General features: G+C 53.0%; 16 protein-coding genes and 1 other RNA gene. 6 read left to right on the top strand and 11 right to left on the bottom strand.

What is annotated here, in order from left to right; genetic code table 11:
• Positions 1-55: 55 nt before the first annotated feature.
• The 5 genes from gcvT to EC840_RS08590 form a co-directional block, all read right to left on the bottom strand.
• A complete protein-coding gene (gene gcvT, locus EC840_RS08610; protein ID WP_132964978.1) occupies positions 56-1,153 on the bottom strand; it encodes a glycine cleavage system aminomethyltransferase GcvT in 1,098 nt (365 codons plus the stop codon).
• 452 nt (positions 1,154-1,605) lie between these two features.
• Positions 1,606-2,832, bottom strand: a complete 1,227-nt coding sequence (ubiI, locus tag EC840_RS08605) for an FAD-dependent 2-octaprenylphenol hydroxylase (RefSeq protein WP_113878251.1) — start codon at positions 2,830-2,832, stop codon at positions 1,606-1,608.
• Between the two features lie 17 nt (positions 2,833-2,849).
• Positions 2,850-4,028 (bottom strand): 2-octaprenyl-6-methoxyphenyl hydroxylase, encoded by a 1,179-nt coding sequence (ubiH, locus tag EC840_RS08600; protein WP_129637936.1) that lies wholly within the window; start codon positions 4,026-4,028, stop codon positions 2,850-2,852.
• A gap of 1 nt (position 4,029) precedes the next feature.
• Positions 4,030-5,346, bottom strand: a complete 1,317-nt coding sequence (gene pepP, locus EC840_RS08595) for a Xaa-Pro aminopeptidase (RefSeq protein WP_112290633.1) — start codon at positions 5,344-5,346, stop codon at positions 4,030-4,032.
• Positions 5,347-5,402: 56 nt separating this feature from the next.
• Positions 5,403-5,975 carry a YecA family protein gene (locus EC840_RS08590; RefSeq protein ID WP_120506533.1) on the bottom strand — a complete coding sequence of 191 codons (573 nt, stop codon included), beginning with the start codon at positions 5,973-5,975 and terminating at the stop codon, positions 5,403-5,405.
• A gap of 253 nt (positions 5,976-6,228) precedes the next feature.
• Between EC840_RS08590 and zapA the strand changes: the two genes are divergently transcribed.
• The 4 genes from zapA (at position 6,229) to asr (ending at position 8,169) form a co-directional block, all read left to right on the top strand.
• The gene (zapA, locus tag EC840_RS08585) at positions 6,229-6,558 is read left to right on the top strand and encodes a cell division protein ZapA (RefSeq protein WP_112290630.1); all 330 of its coding nucleotides are present in this window, start codon (positions 6,229-6,231) and stop codon (positions 6,556-6,558) included.
• A gap of 47 nt (positions 6,559-6,605) precedes the next feature.
• A non-coding RNA gene (gene ssrS, locus EC840_RS08580) (6S RNA) lies at positions 6,606-6,789 on the top strand.
• Positions 6,790-6,828: 39 nt separating this feature from the next.
• Positions 6,829-7,425, top strand: a complete 597-nt coding sequence (locus EC840_RS08575; protein WP_132964976.1) for a 5-formyltetrahydrofolate cyclo-ligase — start codon at positions 6,829-6,831, stop codon at positions 7,423-7,425.
• Positions 7,426-7,695: 270 nt separating this feature from the next.
• A complete protein-coding gene (gene asr / locus EC840_RS08570; RefSeq protein WP_113878248.1) occupies positions 7,696-8,169 on the top strand; it encodes an acid resistance repetitive basic protein Asr in 474 nt (157 codons plus the stop codon).
• A 378-nt stretch (positions 8,170-8,547) separates the two neighbouring features.
• Here the strand turns inward: asr and serA are convergent, their stop codons facing one another.
• On the bottom strand, positions 8,548-9,786 hold the full coding sequence (serA, locus tag EC840_RS08565; protein WP_112288973.1) for a phosphoglycerate dehydrogenase: 1,239 nt from the start codon (positions 9,784-9,786) through the stop codon (positions 8,548-8,550).
• A gap of 338 nt (positions 9,787-10,124) precedes the next feature.
• On the bottom strand, positions 10,125-10,787 hold the full coding sequence (gene rpiA, locus EC840_RS08560; RefSeq protein ID WP_112288974.1) for a ribose-5-phosphate isomerase RpiA: 663 nt from the start codon (positions 10,785-10,787) through the stop codon (positions 10,125-10,127).
• Between the two features lie 227 nt (positions 10,788-11,014).
• On the opposite strand from rpiA, the gene EC840_RS08555 reads away from it, so the two are divergent.
• On the top strand, positions 11,015-11,917 hold the full coding sequence (locus tag EC840_RS08555; protein WP_112288975.1) for a LysR family transcriptional regulator ArgP: 903 nt from the start codon (positions 11,015-11,017) through the stop codon (positions 11,915-11,917).
• A gap of 28 nt (positions 11,918-11,945) precedes the next feature.
• Here EC840_RS08555 and EC840_RS08550 read toward each other — a convergent pair whose 3' ends face one another.
• On the bottom strand, positions 11,946-12,839 hold the full coding sequence (locus EC840_RS08550; RefSeq protein WP_129637934.1) for a LysR family transcriptional regulator: 894 nt from the start codon (positions 12,837-12,839) through the stop codon (positions 11,946-11,948).
• Positions 12,840-12,960: 121 nt separating this feature from the next.
• Here EC840_RS08550 and EC840_RS08545 point away from each other — a divergent pair, with 121 nt between their 5' ends.
• Positions 12,961-13,785 (top strand): SDR family oxidoreductase, encoded by an 825-nt coding sequence (locus EC840_RS08545; RefSeq protein WP_132964974.1) that lies wholly within the window; start codon positions 12,961-12,963, stop codon positions 13,783-13,785.
• 74 nt (positions 13,786-13,859) lie between these two features.
• On the opposite strand, the gene EC840_RS08540 is transcribed toward EC840_RS08545, so the two are convergent.
• The 3 genes from EC840_RS08540 to mscS form a co-directional block, all read right to left on the bottom strand.
• Positions 13,860-14,624 (bottom strand): oxidative stress defense protein, encoded by a 765-nt coding sequence (locus EC840_RS08540; protein ID WP_132964972.1) that lies wholly within the window; start codon positions 14,622-14,624, stop codon positions 13,860-13,862.
• A gap of 123 nt (positions 14,625-14,747) precedes the next feature.
• The gene (gene argO, locus EC840_RS08535) at positions 14,748-15,365 is read right to left on the bottom strand and encodes an arginine exporter ArgO (RefSeq protein ID WP_113878242.1); all 618 of its coding nucleotides are present in this window, start codon (positions 15,363-15,365) and stop codon (positions 14,748-14,750) included.
• A 209-nt stretch (positions 15,366-15,574) separates the two neighbouring features.
• On the bottom strand, positions 15,575-16,462 hold the full coding sequence (gene mscS, locus EC840_RS08530; protein WP_112288979.1) for a small-conductance mechanosensitive channel MscS: 888 nt from the start codon (positions 16,460-16,462) through the stop codon (positions 15,575-15,577).
• Between the last annotated feature and the right edge of the window lie 65 nt (positions 16,463-16,527).

The raw sequence follows: 16,527 nt of genomic DNA, 5'->3' as shown, positions 1-16,527 counted from the left end.
TCTCCAAAAAAGTGCTTAATTCAGCGTTAACTGGATAATTTTTATTACGAATTCTTTACTGCACCAGTGGTTTGCCGTTACGGACAAAACCTGGCTTAGTGACTTTTACCGGCATTTCGCGGTTACGGATTTGCACAATAGCGTTTTCGCCAATGCCCGCCGGAACGCGCGCCAGTGCAATACTGTAGCCCAGCGTCGGAGAGAATGAGCCGCTGGTGATCACGCCTTCCAGCGTGTTGCCCGCGCTGTCGGTGAATCGTACCGGCAGTTCGTTACGCAATACGCCTTTCTCGGTCATCACCAGGCCGACCAGCTGTTCAGTGCCCTGCTCGCGCTGTCTTTCCAGTGCGTCACGGCCAATAAAGTTACGGTCTTCCGGGAGCCAGGCGATGGTCCAGCTCATGTTGGCCGCCAGTGGTGACACGCCTTCGTCCATTTCCTGACCGTAGAGATTCATGCCAGCTTCCAGACGCAGCGTGTCGCGTGCGCCCAGACCGGCGGGTTTCACGCCTGCGGCCAGCAATTTCTGCCAGAAATCGGCCACCTGCTCTTGCGGCAGCGCGATTTCATAACCCGCTTCGCCGGTATAACCGGTGGTGGCGATAAACAGATCGCCCGCCTGAACGCCAAAGAACGGCTTCATGCCCGCGACCGCTTGTTTTTGTTCAGCGGTGAACAAGGTTTCCGCTTTTTCTTTCGCCTGCGGCCCCTGCACAGCGACCAGCGCCAGATCATCACGCACCGTCAGTTCAACAGCGTACGGTTCTGCATGCTGCGAAATCCATGCCAGATCTTTCTCACGAGTAGCGGAGTTAACCACCAGACGGAAATAATTTTCGTTGAGGAAGTAAACGATCAGGTCGTCTATCACGCCGCCGGACGCATTGAGCATGCCGGTGTACAGCGCTTTGCCGGGAACGGTGAGCTTGGCGACATCGTTCGCCAGAAGATAACGGAGGAATTCACGGGTACGGGCACCGTGGAGATCGACAATGGTCATGTGCGAGACGTCAAACATACCGGCATCCTGACGCACGATGTGGTGTTCATCCAGCTGAGAGCCATAATGCAAAGGCATCATCCAGCCGTGGAAATCGACCATACGCGCGCCGCACGCAACATGTTGTTCATAAAGCTGAGTCTGCTTAACCATCTTATTCCTCATTTGAATACAAATGCATAAACGGCACACCACGTAAAAGCCCAAAATCATTCGAGTCAGATCAAGGCGGCAACTGAGTGAATCCCCGGGAGCATACATAAGTATGTGACTGGGGTTCGCGAAGGAAGCCAACGCGGAGATAGCTCGAATGATGACGGGATTTTGCGTGGTGGCGCAAACGATACCCTCGCTCGAACTTACCACTGAATAAGCTCACTAACCATAAGTTAAAATATGCAGAGCGGGATAGATGTCAGTGATTTCACAAGGGCATTGTGCAGAGTTTTTGACTGGCAAACTGGGGTTTGTGACGCAAAATCTACAAATAAACATCAAAAGTGTCGATGTTATATAACGACAAGGCCGGATTTCTCACCATTTGCAGAATGAGAAATCCGGCCCCGGATTAGAAAATGTAATGGAAAAACTGAGCTGAAATTAGATTATTTCAATCGAAGTGAATCGTCCTGTAACCACTCAGGTAAATCATTCAGCCCCATCGCCTGACGCACCAGTTTCGGTTTCACGCCCGGAAGAGAATCCGCCAGCGTCAGGCCGATATCCCGCAACAGTTTTTTGGCAGGATTGTCACCGGCAAACAGTTCGCGGAAGCCCTGCATACCCGCCAGCATCAGCGCGGCGCTGTGTTTACGACGGCGCTCGTAACGGCGCAAATACATGTGCTGGCCGAAATCTTTGCCTTCTTTTTGCAGTCGTCTGATTTCAGATGCCAGTTCTGCGGCATCCATGAAACCTAAGTTGACGCCCTGACCGGCCAGCGGATGCACGGTATGCGCCGCATCGCCCACCAGCGCCAGACGTGGTCCGGCAAAGCTGCGGGCATAACGACCGGTCAGCGGGAAGGTCAGGCGCTCGCTTTCTACGGTACAAATACCCAGGCGCAGGTCAAAGGTACTGGCGAGGATTTTGTTGAACTCTTCAGGCTCCAGCGCGCTCAGGCGCTGCGCTTCATCCGGCGAAACTGACCAGACAATAGAAGATAAATGGGTATCGGCCAGCGGCAGAAATGCCAGAATGCCTTCACCGTGGAAGACCTGGCGTGCAACAGACTGGTGCGGCTCTTCAGTGCGGATGGTCGCAACCAGTGCATGATGGCGATAATCCCAGAATGTCAGCGGGATATCAGCGTGCTGACGCAGCCACGACTGCGCGCCGTCCGCGCCGACCACTAACCGTGCAGTGAGCTGACGATCATCATTGAGGGTGATAAACGCCTCGTTTTCGCCCCACGCCACATTTTTCAATGTGGCCGGCGCGAGCAAAGTGATGTCGGAAGATTGTTCTGCACGTTGCCATAAGGCGCGATGTATCACCTGGTTTTCAATGATGTGGCCGAGATGGCTGAAACCATACTCTTCGCCACGGAACGCGATTTTGCCGAAGCTGTCGCGATCCCAGACTTCCATCCCCTGATAGGCATTGGCGCGCTGAGCAATAATATTGTCCCAGACGCCGATATATTTCAGCAGACGTTCACTGGCAGCATTAATAGCTGAAACCCGTAAACCCGGCTGTTCCGGTAACGGTGAATCGAGATCGGGTTGCTGGTTTTCCAGCACCGCCACGCGCAGACCGCTGCCCTGTAAACCACACGCCAGCGCCAGGCCCACCATTCCGCCACCGGCGATAACCACATCAAAAGATTGCATAATTTTTCCTGTAAGGCTTAACGGTCAACCCAACCTAAAGTTCTGCGGGTGAACGCATCGCGCAACGGCGTAATGCCTTCCATCGCCAGTAAACCGAGATTACGTCCGACCATTAGCGGCAGCCAGCGGTTGGCAAAAAGGTGGATCAGGCCATCGGTCACGCCGACGGTTGCCTGTTGATCGGGCTGGCGGCGCTGCTGATAGTCACTCAGTACGCGGTAACTGCCGACATCGCTGCCATTCGCCGTCGCATTAGCCAGCGTTTCCGCCAGTGTCATGACATCACGCAGACCGAGATTAAACCCCTGTCCGGCAATCGGATGCAGCGTTTGTGCTGCATTGCCGACCAGTGCCAGACGATGGCTGATATGACTGTTGGCTTGCTGTAATTGCAGCGGATAGCTGAAACGTTTACCGGCCTGTTTTATAGTGCCCAGACGCCAGCCAAACGCTTTTTGCAGCTCGCTGAGGAACTGCGCTTCGCTCCAGTGATCAATCTCTTCTTTCGCTTCGCGCGGATGACACCAGACCAGCGAGCTGCGTCCATCGGACATTGGCAGCAGTGCCAGCGGCCCGTGTTTTGTGAAGCGCTCAAAAGCACGATTGTTGTGCGGCTCGCTGGTTGCCACGTTGGCAATGACAGCGATCTGACCATAATCCTCACGCTGCCAGCCAATGTTGCAGGCTTTTGCCAGCGAAGAATGTGAACCGTCAGCGGCGACAAGCAGCTGCGCGGTCAGCGTTTCACCGGTATCAAGCGTGACACTGGCAGAATCCTGCGAACGCGCGACATCCGTGACTTTCGCCGGGCAATGCAGCGTGACGCCGGGGGCATTTTTCAGCATGGCAAACAGCCGTTTGCCGACTTCATGCAACTCAACCACCTGCCCGAGCGCTTCGACGCCGTAATGCGCAGCATTGAGATTCACAAAAGCCGCATGACCGCGATCACTGACGTGAATATCACGTATTGGCGTGGCGATAGCTTTCAGGGCCGGCCAGATGCCAGCACGGGCCAACTGCTGGCAGGTTCCCTGCGCCAGCGCAATCGAGCGGGCATCAAAACCAGGATGTCCATGATGATCCGGTGCAGTGGCTTCCACCAGATGCACCGGCAAACTGCCCTGCGTCAGCGAGGAAATCGCCAGCGCCAGCGAGGCACCGGTCATTCCGCCGCCAACAATGACTATGCTCATATTATTTCTGTGCCGCCGCCATTAATGCTTCAATTTCATCGGCTTCTTTCACCACATCGCCGGTCAGAATTTCAATGCCGGTGGCGGTGATCAGAATGTCGTCTTCGATACGGATACCGATGCCACGGTAAGCTTCAGGTACGTCCGCGTCCGGCGCGATATACAGGCCAGGTTCAACGGTCAGTACCATGCCAGGTTCCAGCGTACGGCTGCGATCTGCCGAGCCGTAATGCCCCACGTCATGAACGTCCAGCCCCAGCCAGTGCGATAAACCGTGCATGAAGAACTGTTTGTGCGCCTGCTCAGCGTAAAGGGTTTCAACGTCGCCCTTCATCACGCCGAGTTTGATCAGGCCTTCAATCATCACGCGCACTGCGGCTTCGGTTGCGGCCTGAATGCTGCTGCCCGGCCCGAAGACTTCCAGCGCTTTGTATTCTGACGCCAGCACGATGTCGTAGATTTCGCGCTGCGCTTTGCTGAATTTGCCGTTCACCGGGAACGTACGGGTGATATCACCGGCATAGCCCTGATATTCACAACCGGCGTCGATCAGCACTAAATCGCCGTCACGCAGTTCGCATTCATTTTCGGTGTAATGCAGAATGCAGCCGTTTTCGCCGCCGCCCACGATGGTGTTGTAGGACGGATAACGCGCGCCGTGACGGTTAAATTCGTGATGAATTTCGCCTTCAAGCTGATATTCAAACATGCCCGGACGGCATTTTTCCATCGCACGGGTATGCGCCAGCGCGGTAATGTGTCCGGCACGGCGCATGATGGCGATTTCTTCCGCTGATTTGAACAGGCGCATGTCGTGCACCCATGGACGCCAGTCAATGACAGTCGCAGGAGCAGAGAAATTCTGGCGGAAGCCTTTGCGCAGTTTTTCCATGGCACGGTTTACGATTTCATCGGCATAGGCGTAATCGCCTTGCGCGTGATACACCACATCAAGGCCGTTGAGCAGCAGATGCAACTGGTCGTTGATGTCGTCAAAAGGCAGCGCTTTGGTCACGCCAAGTTTGGCGGGCGCGGCATCCTGACCTAAACGACGGCCAAACCAGATTTCAGCGGTGAGATCACGCACACGGTTAAACAGTACGCTGTGGTTATGATTTTCATCACTTTTCACCAGGATAAGCACCGCTTCCGGTTCATTGAAACCGGTGAAGTACCAGAAATCACTGCTCTGACGATACGGGTATTCACTGTCAGCACTGCGTGTTGCTTCCGGCGCAGAAAAAATTATCGCAGCGCTTCCCGGTGCCATCTTCGCTAACAGCGCCTGACGACGATTCTCAAACTCTTGCTGAGTCATCACCTTCTCCTGAAATCGTTTTAATGTGTGCAATGTTCGGTTAATGCCATCAACCATTAATGCAATGTACGGTGGTTTTCCGCAGCCGTCGGGCGGCTGTGACCAAATTCACCAAAGCAAAGAATCGCTGCGACGCGAACGTATTCGACAACTTCCTCTAAAGATTGCGCCAGTTGTTCCTGATCTTCATCTTCGTCGTAACCGAGTTGCGCGATGCTACGCAAATCATCGATAGCTTCACCGACTTCGCCTTTCACTTTAGCAAGTTTAGGCTGCATCATGCCCAGACCGAGCAGGAAATGGTTCACCCATCCGGCCAGCGCATCGGCACGCTCAAAGACGTGTTTCTCATCGTCAGGCATCAGCATTTTAAATTCAAAGCTGTCATCTTCGAGGGTATCTGACGTCACTTTGCGCAGTTGTTGCAGCAAATCTGCCAGCGTGTGCGGGAAGGCCATGCCTTCGTTCGTCAGGTCATGCACCATCGTCAGCCAGCTGCCGTCGCGATTGCCACCGCACAGCAAGCCACTGATCAAACCGTGCATTTCTGCTGCGGTCAAAGCAACCGATTGTTGTTTCAGGTTTTGATCCAACGAATCGTAAGTAGGGTAAGTATTCTCAATAGACATGCGCATTCGCCATCGTTGGTCGGTTAAGTTCGTGTTATGCTACCACCAAGGTCTGTCGTAGTACCAGATTAGCAGCCCGCGATGGGGTGGTATAAGGCATGAATGGCACGCCCTGAACAATCGGGCAGCAGTCAGCCGGTCATAGGGTTGTAACCTGGTATTGAGATAGTTATAGTGGCGCCCGCTTCCAACATCCTGCGCCAGGTCGTAGTGGTCACGTTGGGGCGGACGAATAAATCAGCAGGAAGGTGGCATGTCTGCACAACCGGTAGATATTCAAATTTTTGGTCGCTCTTTACGAGTGAATTGTCCGCCAGAACAACAGGAAGCACTGAATCTGGCAGCTGATGATCTTAATCAGCGGTTGCAAGATCTGAAAGTTCGCACTAGAGTCACCAATACAGAGCAACTGGTTTTCATCGCGGCATTAAACGTATGTCACGAACTTGCTCAGGAAAGGTTGAAAACGCGCGACTATGCATCCAATATGGAACAACGCATTCGGATGCTGCAACAAACCATCGAGCAAGCTTTGCTCGAACAAGGCCGGATCTCTGAACGTGAAGGGGCGCCTTTCGAATAACACACGTTGCTGACTGACTGGTCACAGGTCGTCAGAAACGGTAAAAAATTTCTCTGAGATGTTCGCCAGCGGGCCCGTCCCCTGAGCCGATAATTAGTACCAACAGAATGTGATGATCCGTAATCGGTGCGCATGCTCGGTCCGTCCGAGAAGCCTAAAGACTGCGACAGCACGTTCACCTTGAACCATGGGTTCAAGGGTTACAGCCTGCGACGGCATCTCGGAGATTCCCCTTTCTTTTCGGTACATCCCTTTCTGGTGTTTGTATCTATGCCCTACACTCCTCATTTCGCTTCAGCCCGACAAATTATCCGCACTGAAATTCGCCAACGCAGAAACTCTTTGACCGCTGAGCAGCAAACGCATTTTGCCCATCAGGCCGCAGAACGTGTCGCCACGCATCCTGAGATTCAATCCGCAAAAAACATTTCCGTCTTTCTGTCTTTTGATGGCGAGCTGGATACAGCCCCCCTGATCGACCGCTTATGGCGCGAAGGTAAGCAACTTTGCCTGCCGGTACTACACCCTTTCTCTGCGGGTAATCTGCTTTTTCTGCGTTATACGCCCGAAACACCGCTGGTCCGCAATCGCCTCAAAATCCTTGAGCCGCAGCTGGACGTCGCACAGGTCATTCCTTTATTACAGCTGAATATCATCCTGACGCCACTGGTCGCCTTCGACAGCACCGGGCACCGTTTAGGGATGGGTGGCGGCTTTTATGACCGTACTCTGGAAAACTGGCAGGAAGGCGGGCCGTATCCGATAGGTCTGGCGCACGATTGCCAGCATGTGGATGCGTTGCCGACAGAACACTGGGATGTGCCGTTACCTGAAGTAATTACGCCAGGTAAAGTATGGACATGGTAATGCCAGACAATAAAACATCGCTGTAAAGCGCAGATACACCATAAGCTGCAAGCAACATTTAGTATGTTGTAACTAAGCAGGTTATCTTTACGCCAAACCACACATCATCCCCACTAACACTCTGAAATAAAACACATCTCTTTATTTATACATACCGTTACACGCCGATACCAATCACTCACGGACAGCGCTGTTCGTCACGCCTATTATTCTCTCACCGGCCCCGCAGTGGGGTGGACACATAAACCAAAAATTCTTAAGGAATTACACATGAAAAAAGTATTAGCTCTGGTTGTAGCCGCTGCAATGGGCCTGTCTTCAGTTGCTTTCGCTGCTGAAACCACCGCAACTCCAGCACCAGCTGCAACAGCAACTACCGCTGCTCCGGCTCATGCGACCAAACACAAAGCACACAAAAAACCTGTGCAAAAAGCCCAGGCTGCCAAGAAACACAAAAAAGCAGCTAAGAAAGCGCCAGTAGCTCAAAAAGCCCAGGCTGCCAAAAAACACGTGAAACATGCTAAGAAAGCTGCACCAGTAGCTCAGAAAGCCCAGGCTGCTAAAAAACACGTGAAACATGCCAAGAAAGCTGCACCGGTAGCTCAGAAAGCCCAGGCTGCTAAAAAACACGTGAAACATGCCAAGAAAGCTGCTCCGGTAGCTCAGAAAGCTCAGGCTGCTAAAAAACACGTGAAACATGCTAAGAAAGCTGCTCCGGCTGCAAAAGCAACGCCAGCAGCATAAGAAGTAACGAAGAAGTCTTCGTGAGTATTACTGCTCACTCTTATCAAGACTGTTAATTTAACACCCGGCTCGCCGGGTGTTTTTTTCTCCGGTTTTTATTCTGAGGTACTGACAGATGACACTGCGCCGCTACCAGTTTGAAATCACCCTGTCATCATTGATCCTTTGTGGTCTGGTCGCCCTCTCCTTTTACTTCTGAATGCTTTTTACTTCTGAGTGCTTTTTACTTCTGAATGCTTTTTACTTCTGAATGATAAGTCATCCCGGTAAGATCCCCTCCCGACATTCTTCACTTTCCTGATATCCCTTCTTTATTTCTCTGAAACCAGAAAGCAAAAAACCGCCTTTCGGCGGCTTTAATATTTACGACTGATGTAATCAGTACAGCAAACGTGCGCGGATGGTGCCCGGAATGGCCTTCATCAGTTGCAGCGCGGTAGTCAGCGTATTGATATCCGTTTCTGCATCAATTACCACATAACCGATTTCAGGGCTGGTTTGCAGGTACTGCGCAGCAATGTTGATACCCTGTTCCGCAAAAATCTGGTTGATGCTGGTCAGCACACCCGGACGATTTTCGTGGATATGCAGCAGACGGCTGGCTTTCTCGGTATGCGCCGGCAGAGAGGCTTCAGGGAAGTTAACCGCTGACAGCGTTGAACCATTGTCAGAGTACTTCGCCAGTTTGCCTGCGACTTCCAGACCGATACCTTCCTGCGCTTCCATTGTCGAACCGCCGATGTGCGGCGTCAGCAATACGTTGTCGAATTCACACAGCGGAGAATTGAACGGGTCGCTGTTAGTCGCCGGTTCTTCCGGGAAGACGTCGATAGCCGCACCGGAAAGATGTTTGTTACGCAGCGCATTGCACAGCGCAGGAATGTCGATGACCGTACCACGTGAGGCGTTGATCAGCAGTGCGCCCGGCTTCATCTGCGCCAGCTGCACTTCAGAAATCATGTCTTTGGTTCCTGCTGTTTCCGGCACATGCAGCGTGACGACGTCGCTGGTATTGAGCAATTCTTCCAGTGTGGCAATTGGCTGCGCGTTGCCTAAAGGCAGTTTGCTTTCGATGTCATAATAGAAGACACGCATCCCCAGGCTTTCCGCCAGAATCCCCAGCTGCGTACCAATGTGGCCGTAACCGATGATACCCAGACGTTTACCGCGCGCTTCAAACGAGCCGACAGCCAGTTTGTTCCAGATACCGCGGTGCGCCTTGGCGTTAGCTTCAGGAATGCCACGCATCATCAGCAGCATTTCGCCCAGCACCATTTCGGCAACCGAACGGGTATTGGAGAACGGTGCGTTGAAGACCGGAATACCGCGACGGGTCGCCGCTTTCAGATCAACCTGATTGGTCCCGATACAGAAACACCCAACAGCCACCAGTTTTTCGGCTGCCTGGAACACTTCTTCAGTCAGCTGAGTACGCGATCGGAGTCCAACAAAGTGCGCATCACGGATCGATTCTTTCAGCGACTCCGTATCTAAAGCACCTTTGTGAAATTCAATATTGGTGTAGCCCGCGGCGCGGAGTGTATCAACCGCACTTTGGTGGACGCCTTCCACTAACAAAAATTTAATCTTGTCTTTCTCAAGTGATACTTTTGCCATTTCCCGACCCTATATTTTTCTGGCTGAAATCGAACTGCTAGGTGACTGCTCACAGTCAACATAACAAAAAATCCGCCATCATCAATACAAACGATTGCCTGACAGGCAGCAGAAGGCTCACCTCGCCAGAGGGTTTTCAGCATTTCGTGCTGGTTAGATTTTATGGAGCCAGACGTTCAGGAGGAGAATTTCAGGAATGTGACATAAGTCACCAAATTAAGGCTTTTGAAGAAAAGATGATTCAGCCAGAAAATTATCATCTTCATAACATTGTGTTATGACAGGAGTGTGTCTGGCTGCTTTTATCTGAGCAGCCAGATCTTCTGCTTATCGCTGGATTATTTCAGCTTAACAGTTTTAACGCCTTCAGAAGTCCCGACCAGCGCCACGTCAGCACCACGGTTAGCAAACAGGCCGACGGTCACGACACCGGCGATCCCGTTGATCTTATTTTCCAGCGCGATGGCATCCATAATGCTCAGGTTATGCACGTCGAGGATCACGTTGCCGTTGTCGGTCAGGACATTCTGACGGTACTCCGGCAGGCCACCGAGTTTCACCAGTTCACGCGCGACATAAGAGCGGGCCATCGGGATCACTTCTACCGGCAGCGGGAATTTACCCAGCACATCAACCTGCTTGGAAGCATCCACGATACAGATGAATTTTTTGGCAATCGCCGCAATGATTTTTTCGCGGGTCAGCGCTGCACCGCCGCCTTTGATCATCTGCATTGCGCCGTTGATTTCATCCGCGCCATCAACATACACATCCAGCGAGTCCACTTCGTTGCTGTCGAAAACGTGGATGCCTAAGCTTTTCAGTTTTGCGGTAGAGGCGTCTGAGCTGGAAACCGCGCCTTCAATCTGGCCTTTGATGGAACCCAGTGCGTCAATGAAATGTGCGGCGGTAGATCCGGTACCGACACCGACAATGGTGCCCGGCGTGACGTAATCCAGTGCGGCCCAGCCAACTGCTTTTTTCAATTCTTCCTGCGTCATAATGGCTTCTCTGTCTGATAACACGAAAGTGGCGTGAATGATTCGATGTAACGAATAGTGCCGGTGATTATAAAGCATGTCCCGCCAATATGGATAAACATCACCGCAGCCAGATCACACTTATTAAGTGCAATTGTGCAGCAAACACAAAGATTTTCCTCACCACAAATCCTGACAATCTGTGGCATAGTGTTCGGATAAAATTAAATCTAAGGGACAGAACTCCGATGAAACGCCCGGACTATAGAACGCTGCAGGCACTGGACGCGGTGATCCGCGAGCGCGGTTTTGAGCGCGCCGCACAGAAGCTTTGCATCACTCAATCGGCGGTCTCTCAGCGCATTAAACAACTGGAAAATTTGTTCGGCCAGCCTTTGCTGGTGCGTACCGTGCCGCCTCGTCCGACCGAGCAGGGTCAGAAATTACTGGCATTACTGCATCAGGTGGAATTGCTGGAAGAAGAGTGGCTGGGCAGTGACAGCAATAATGAAAGCAATGATACGCCGCTGCTGCTTTCGCTGGCGGTGAACGCCGACAGTCTGGCGACCTGGTTGTTACCGGCGCTGAAATCGGTGCTGGTCGATTCACCTATCCGTCTAAATTTGCAGGTGGAAGATGAAACTCGCACGCAGGAACGTCTGCGTCGTGGCGAAGTGGTCGGTGCGGTGAGTATTCAGCCACAGCCGCTGCCGAGTTGTCTGGTGGATCAGCTGGGTGCGCTCGACTATCTGTTTGTCGGCTCAAGGCCCTTTGCGGACCGCTACTTCCCGAACGGCGTGACACGCTCTGCTTTGCTGAAAGCGCCTGCAGTGGCGTTTGACCATCTGGACGATATGCATCAGGCGTTCCTGCAACAGAACTTCGATTTGTCGCCGGGCAGCGTACCGTGCCACATCGTTAACTCGTCGGAAGCCTTTGTGCAGCTGGCCCGTCAGGGCACCACCTGCTGCATGATCCCGCATCTGCAAATCGAGAAAGAACTGGAAAGCGGCGAACTGATCGACCTGACACCCGGCCTGTTCCAGCGCCGTATGCTTTACTGGCACCGTTTTGCGCCCGAAAGCCGCATGATGCGTAAAGTCACTGACGCGCTGATCGCCCACGGTCATCAGGTGTTGCGTCAGGACTGATGAAAATATCCGGTATGGAAAGCGGTGCTTAACCGCTTTTCTCCCGGACCATTTCGATCAATGCCCGCAAAGCCGCAGGTACATGACGGTTTCCCGAGAAATACAGAAACAAACCAGGGACAGGCGGACACCAGTCTTCCAGCACCGCGATTAAGCGCCCCTCTTTCAGCGCTACCCGCGCATAATCTTCCGGAACATACGCAATCCCCAGCCCGTCCTCTGCGGCCTCAACCATCAGTTGTGTATTGTCCAGCGTCAGATTTCCGGGCACATCAATTGCCACTTCCTCTGCGCGTTTTTGAAATTCCCAACGATAGCGTTTGCCGCTGGGCAGACGCTGCCGCAAACACTGATGACGAGCAAGGTCATCCGGCGTTTCAGGGGCCGGATACACAGCAAGATAATCCGGTGATGCTACGGCCAGAAATCGTAAATCGGGGCTGAGCCGCACAGCGATCATGTCCCGTGGAACCGCTTCTCCCAGCCGGATCCCCGCATCAAAACCCTGCCCGACAATATCCACCAGCTTTCCTTCCGCCACCAGATCCAGCGTCACACCGGGATAACGCGTCATGAACTCTGGCACAATATTCCGCAACAACAGGCGGATAGCGCCTTCGCTGCCGTTAATGCGCAGTTCACCGGTCAGTCGCCCCTGCTCACCCGCGACATCCTCCAGCGCGGCATCCAGCCCGCTCATTAGCGGATCGATGCGTTTCAGCAAGCGTTCGCCCGTTTCAGTCAGCGACACACTGCGCGTAGTGCGGTGCAAAAGGCGTGCGCCAAGGCGATCTTCCAGCCCGCGCATAACGTGGCTGAGCGACGATCGCGTGATGCCCAAAAGATCGGCGGCGCGGCGGAAACTCCCGTGTTCGGCGATAGCCATAAAGGCCCGGAGTTCTGCCAGAGTCGGTTTGTTCATGGATGGCGTGTTCATTGGTGGTTAATGTTCACCTGTTCATGCAGTTTATTGGGTATTAACGCACCAATAGTATTGCCCTACCCTGAATGTCTGGCAACGTCTGTAATTGAGGAATTTGAGAATGACAAAGACATGGTTTATTACCGGAACATCCACCGGCCTCGGACGCCTGCTCACCGGGCAGCTGCTTCTGCGCGGCGACAGGGTGATCGCCACATTACGCAAACCGGGCGCGCTTGACGACTTGCTGGCAAGTTATGGAGATCGGCTGCAAATCCTCATGCTCGATATCACCGATACATCGGCTATCCGAACCGCCGTCGGCGCTGCATTTGCCAAAGCCGGACGTATAGATGTGGTGGTCAGTAATGCCGGTTACGGCCTGTTTGGCGCAGGTGAAGAAGTCAGTGACGGGCAAATCGAAAGACAGATCGCCACCAATCTGGTGGGTTCTATCCAGCTTATCCGCGCCGTTTTGCCACACCTGCGCGCACAAGGAGGCGGCCGGATTGTGCAGGTTTCATCAGAAGGCGGGCAGATCGCTTATCCGAATTTCAGCCTATATCATGCAACAAAATGGGGAATTGAAGGATTTGTCGAATCGGTGGCGCAGGAGGTGAGACCGTTTGGTATCGACTTCCTGATTATTGAACCGGGCCCGACCAGTACGGAATTTGGCGCAGGTCTGGATCACGCCGAGCCGATGGACTGCTATGAAACCACGCCTGCCGGTGAAGTACGCCGTGCGATTGCATCCGGTGATTTCGCCATTAAAGGCGACGCGCTGAACACCGTCAGGGCGATGATCGCCGCTGCCGATGAAGTGAATCCGCCGCTGCGTCTCGCGCTCGGCAGCACGGCTTATGTGTCGGTCAGTCAGGCACTGACAGAAAGATTACGGGTACTGGAGGCACAAAAAGACGTAACGTTTTCAGCAGATAAATAGCCGTAACCGGTGGCATTAAATTCAGAAAACAAAAAACCCGCCGGAGCGGGTTTTTCATTTTCACGGCGTCAGGTTTACTGAGCCGGTGCTGGTGCTGGTGCTGGTGCTGGTGCTGGTGCCTGCGGCTGCAATTCGAACACCACATCGACCTGATCGTCGAAGTGAATACTCTGCTGCTCATAGGTCTGCGCGACATCGCTCTGCCCTGCGGCTTCGGCGGTTTTATACATACGCGCCACCGGCATTGGCTGGTAGTTAGCCACGTGATAACGAATGCTGTAAACCGGCCCCAGTTTGGTATTGAAGCCTTCAGCCAGTGATTTCGCCTGCTGAGTAGCGTTTTCGATGGCTTTCTGACGCGCTTCATCACGGAATTTATCCGGATTAGCCACGCCCAGTTCAACCGCACGCACTTCATTCAGACCTGATTTCAGTGCGCCATCCAGCAATTCGTTCAGTTTATCCAGCTGACGCAAAGTCACCTGCACCTGACGCACAGCACGGTAGCCTTTCAGCTGTGAGGTGCCGTCTTTCAGGTAATTGTATTCCGGCTGAGTACGCAGGTTGGCCGCATTGATATCTTTTTTCTCAATGCCGTTTTTTTGCAGGAACGCATAATAGGCCGCTACGCGTTCATCAGCCTGTTTCTTGGCGCTGGCTGAATCATTCGCCGACACGCTGACTTCAATCGCCAGCGTCGCGATATCCGGCGTCGCATCAACACTCGCCGTGCCTGACGTCACCACGTGCGGTCCGGCAGGTAATTCCGCCGCCTGCAACGCCAAAGGTAATGTCCCTAATCCCAACATCGCTGCTACAGCTAATGCTTTCAGTTTCACAGTGCCTCCATTAATCATCAAAGATCTGGCAATAGATAGGTCAAAACAATCTGCGAAACCGTAGCATAATCCGTTACAACTGAAACTAAGATTAGTGACAAAAGCTGATTTAAGGCTGAAAACTTAAAGCACACCGGTCTGGCGAGCCAGTTGTACGGCAATGCCCCACATGATCACGCCAACGATAAAATTGATGACCCGCTGCACTTTGCCGGTATTCAGCCACGGCGCCAGCATCGCGGCGAGGATGGCCAGCCCGAAGAACCATATTACCGATGCACTGACCGCACCGAGCGCAAACCACGAACGCTCATCAGGGCTCAGACTGCCCCCCAGACTGCCGAGTACCACGAAAGTATCGAGATATACGTGCGGATTTAGCCAGGTGACCGCCAGCATGCTGACGACAATTTTCCAGCGGCTTTGCTTCGCCACTTCGGCCTGCGCCAGTTCAGGATTTTTGCTGAATGCGGTGCGAAATGCGCCCCAGCCATACCACAGTAAAAACGCCACTCCACCCCAGCTCACCAGTAACAGTAATGTCGGAGATTGACTCAGCAGCGCGCTGCCGCCAAAGATGCCGCCGCAGATCAGCGCGATATCGCTCAGCGCGCACAATCCGGCAATCATCAGGTGATACTGACGGCGGATGCCCTGATTCATTACAAACGCATTCTGCGGGCCAATCGGTAAAATCATTGCGGCGCTCATCGCCAGTCCTTGCAGGAAAATAGCCAGCACGGAGAACTCCTTCGAGAGTTGATAACAGAGGGTTGATGACAAAGTGTTAATAACTAAGATTGCGCGCAGTGTAAGGGCTTTGCTGGCATAAGAGGAAATGGATATTTCTAATCGCTCATTAGGCTGGCTTATCAGCGACGAGCTGAAACGTCAGGCATGAAAAAGGCGCCCGCAGGCGCCTGAGAAAATCGGAATCTGGCAGGAATGTGTTATTCGAACGAGCGACGTTCTTCCTGCTGGTTGCCTGCCGCATTCGCGACCTGATAAAGGTGAACATCCATCTGCGGATAGGCAATGTTGATGTTGTTTTTATCCAGTGCGCGTTTGAACGACTCAAGCAGATCCCACTTCACGTTCTGCGCATCACCGTTGCTGGTCCATGCGTACACGATGAAATTCAGGGTTGAGGCTGCCATTTCGTTCAGACGAACCACAACGTCTTTATCTTTCAAAACACGCGGATCGGCACTGACGATCTCGGTGAGGAGTTGCTTTACCAGATCGATGTCAGAGTCATAACCCACGCCAATGGTCAGGTCGATACGGCTGGTCGGTTCGCGGGAATTGTTGATGATGTTACCGGCGATGATTTTACCGTTCGGTACCACAATGATTTTGTTGTCCGGCGTACGCAGGGTAGTCGAGAAAATTTGTACCTGAGTGACAGTACCCGCCACACCACCAAGGTCAACATATTCACCGGCCCGGAACGGACGGAAGATCACCAGCAAAACGCCTGCTGCAAAGTTAGACAGTGAACCCTGCAATGCCAGACCGACGGCCAGACCGGCGGCACCGATAACCGCAATCACGGACGTGGTTTGCACGCCGATCCGTCCCAGAACCGCAATCAGAGTGAACGCAATAATCGCGTAACGCACCATGGCGGAAAGGAAGTCGGAAACCGTAATATCAATGCCACGAACTTTTAAGACCCGGCTAACGGCACCGGAAACGATGCGGGCGATAATCATACCGACAATCAGAATGAAAATAGCGGCCACAATATTCACAGCGTAATGAAGCAGTAAGGCCTGGTTTCTCACCAACCAGTTGCCAGCATTATTAATGCTGCCTACAACGTTCAAATCATCCATTTAAAGTACCCCAAAATTACACCCTGACGGGCTGCAAGAAACCAAAGCCGCCCGACGATGCGGGC

Source organism: Rahnella sp. JUb53 (assembly GCF_004346065.1).
Taxonomy (GTDB): Bacteria; Pseudomonadota; Gammaproteobacteria; order Enterobacterales; family Enterobacteriaceae; genus Rahnella; species Rahnella variigena.
The sequence above is the reverse complement of the archived record's forward strand: the minus strand, read 5'-3'. Positions and strand labels throughout refer to the sequence as shown.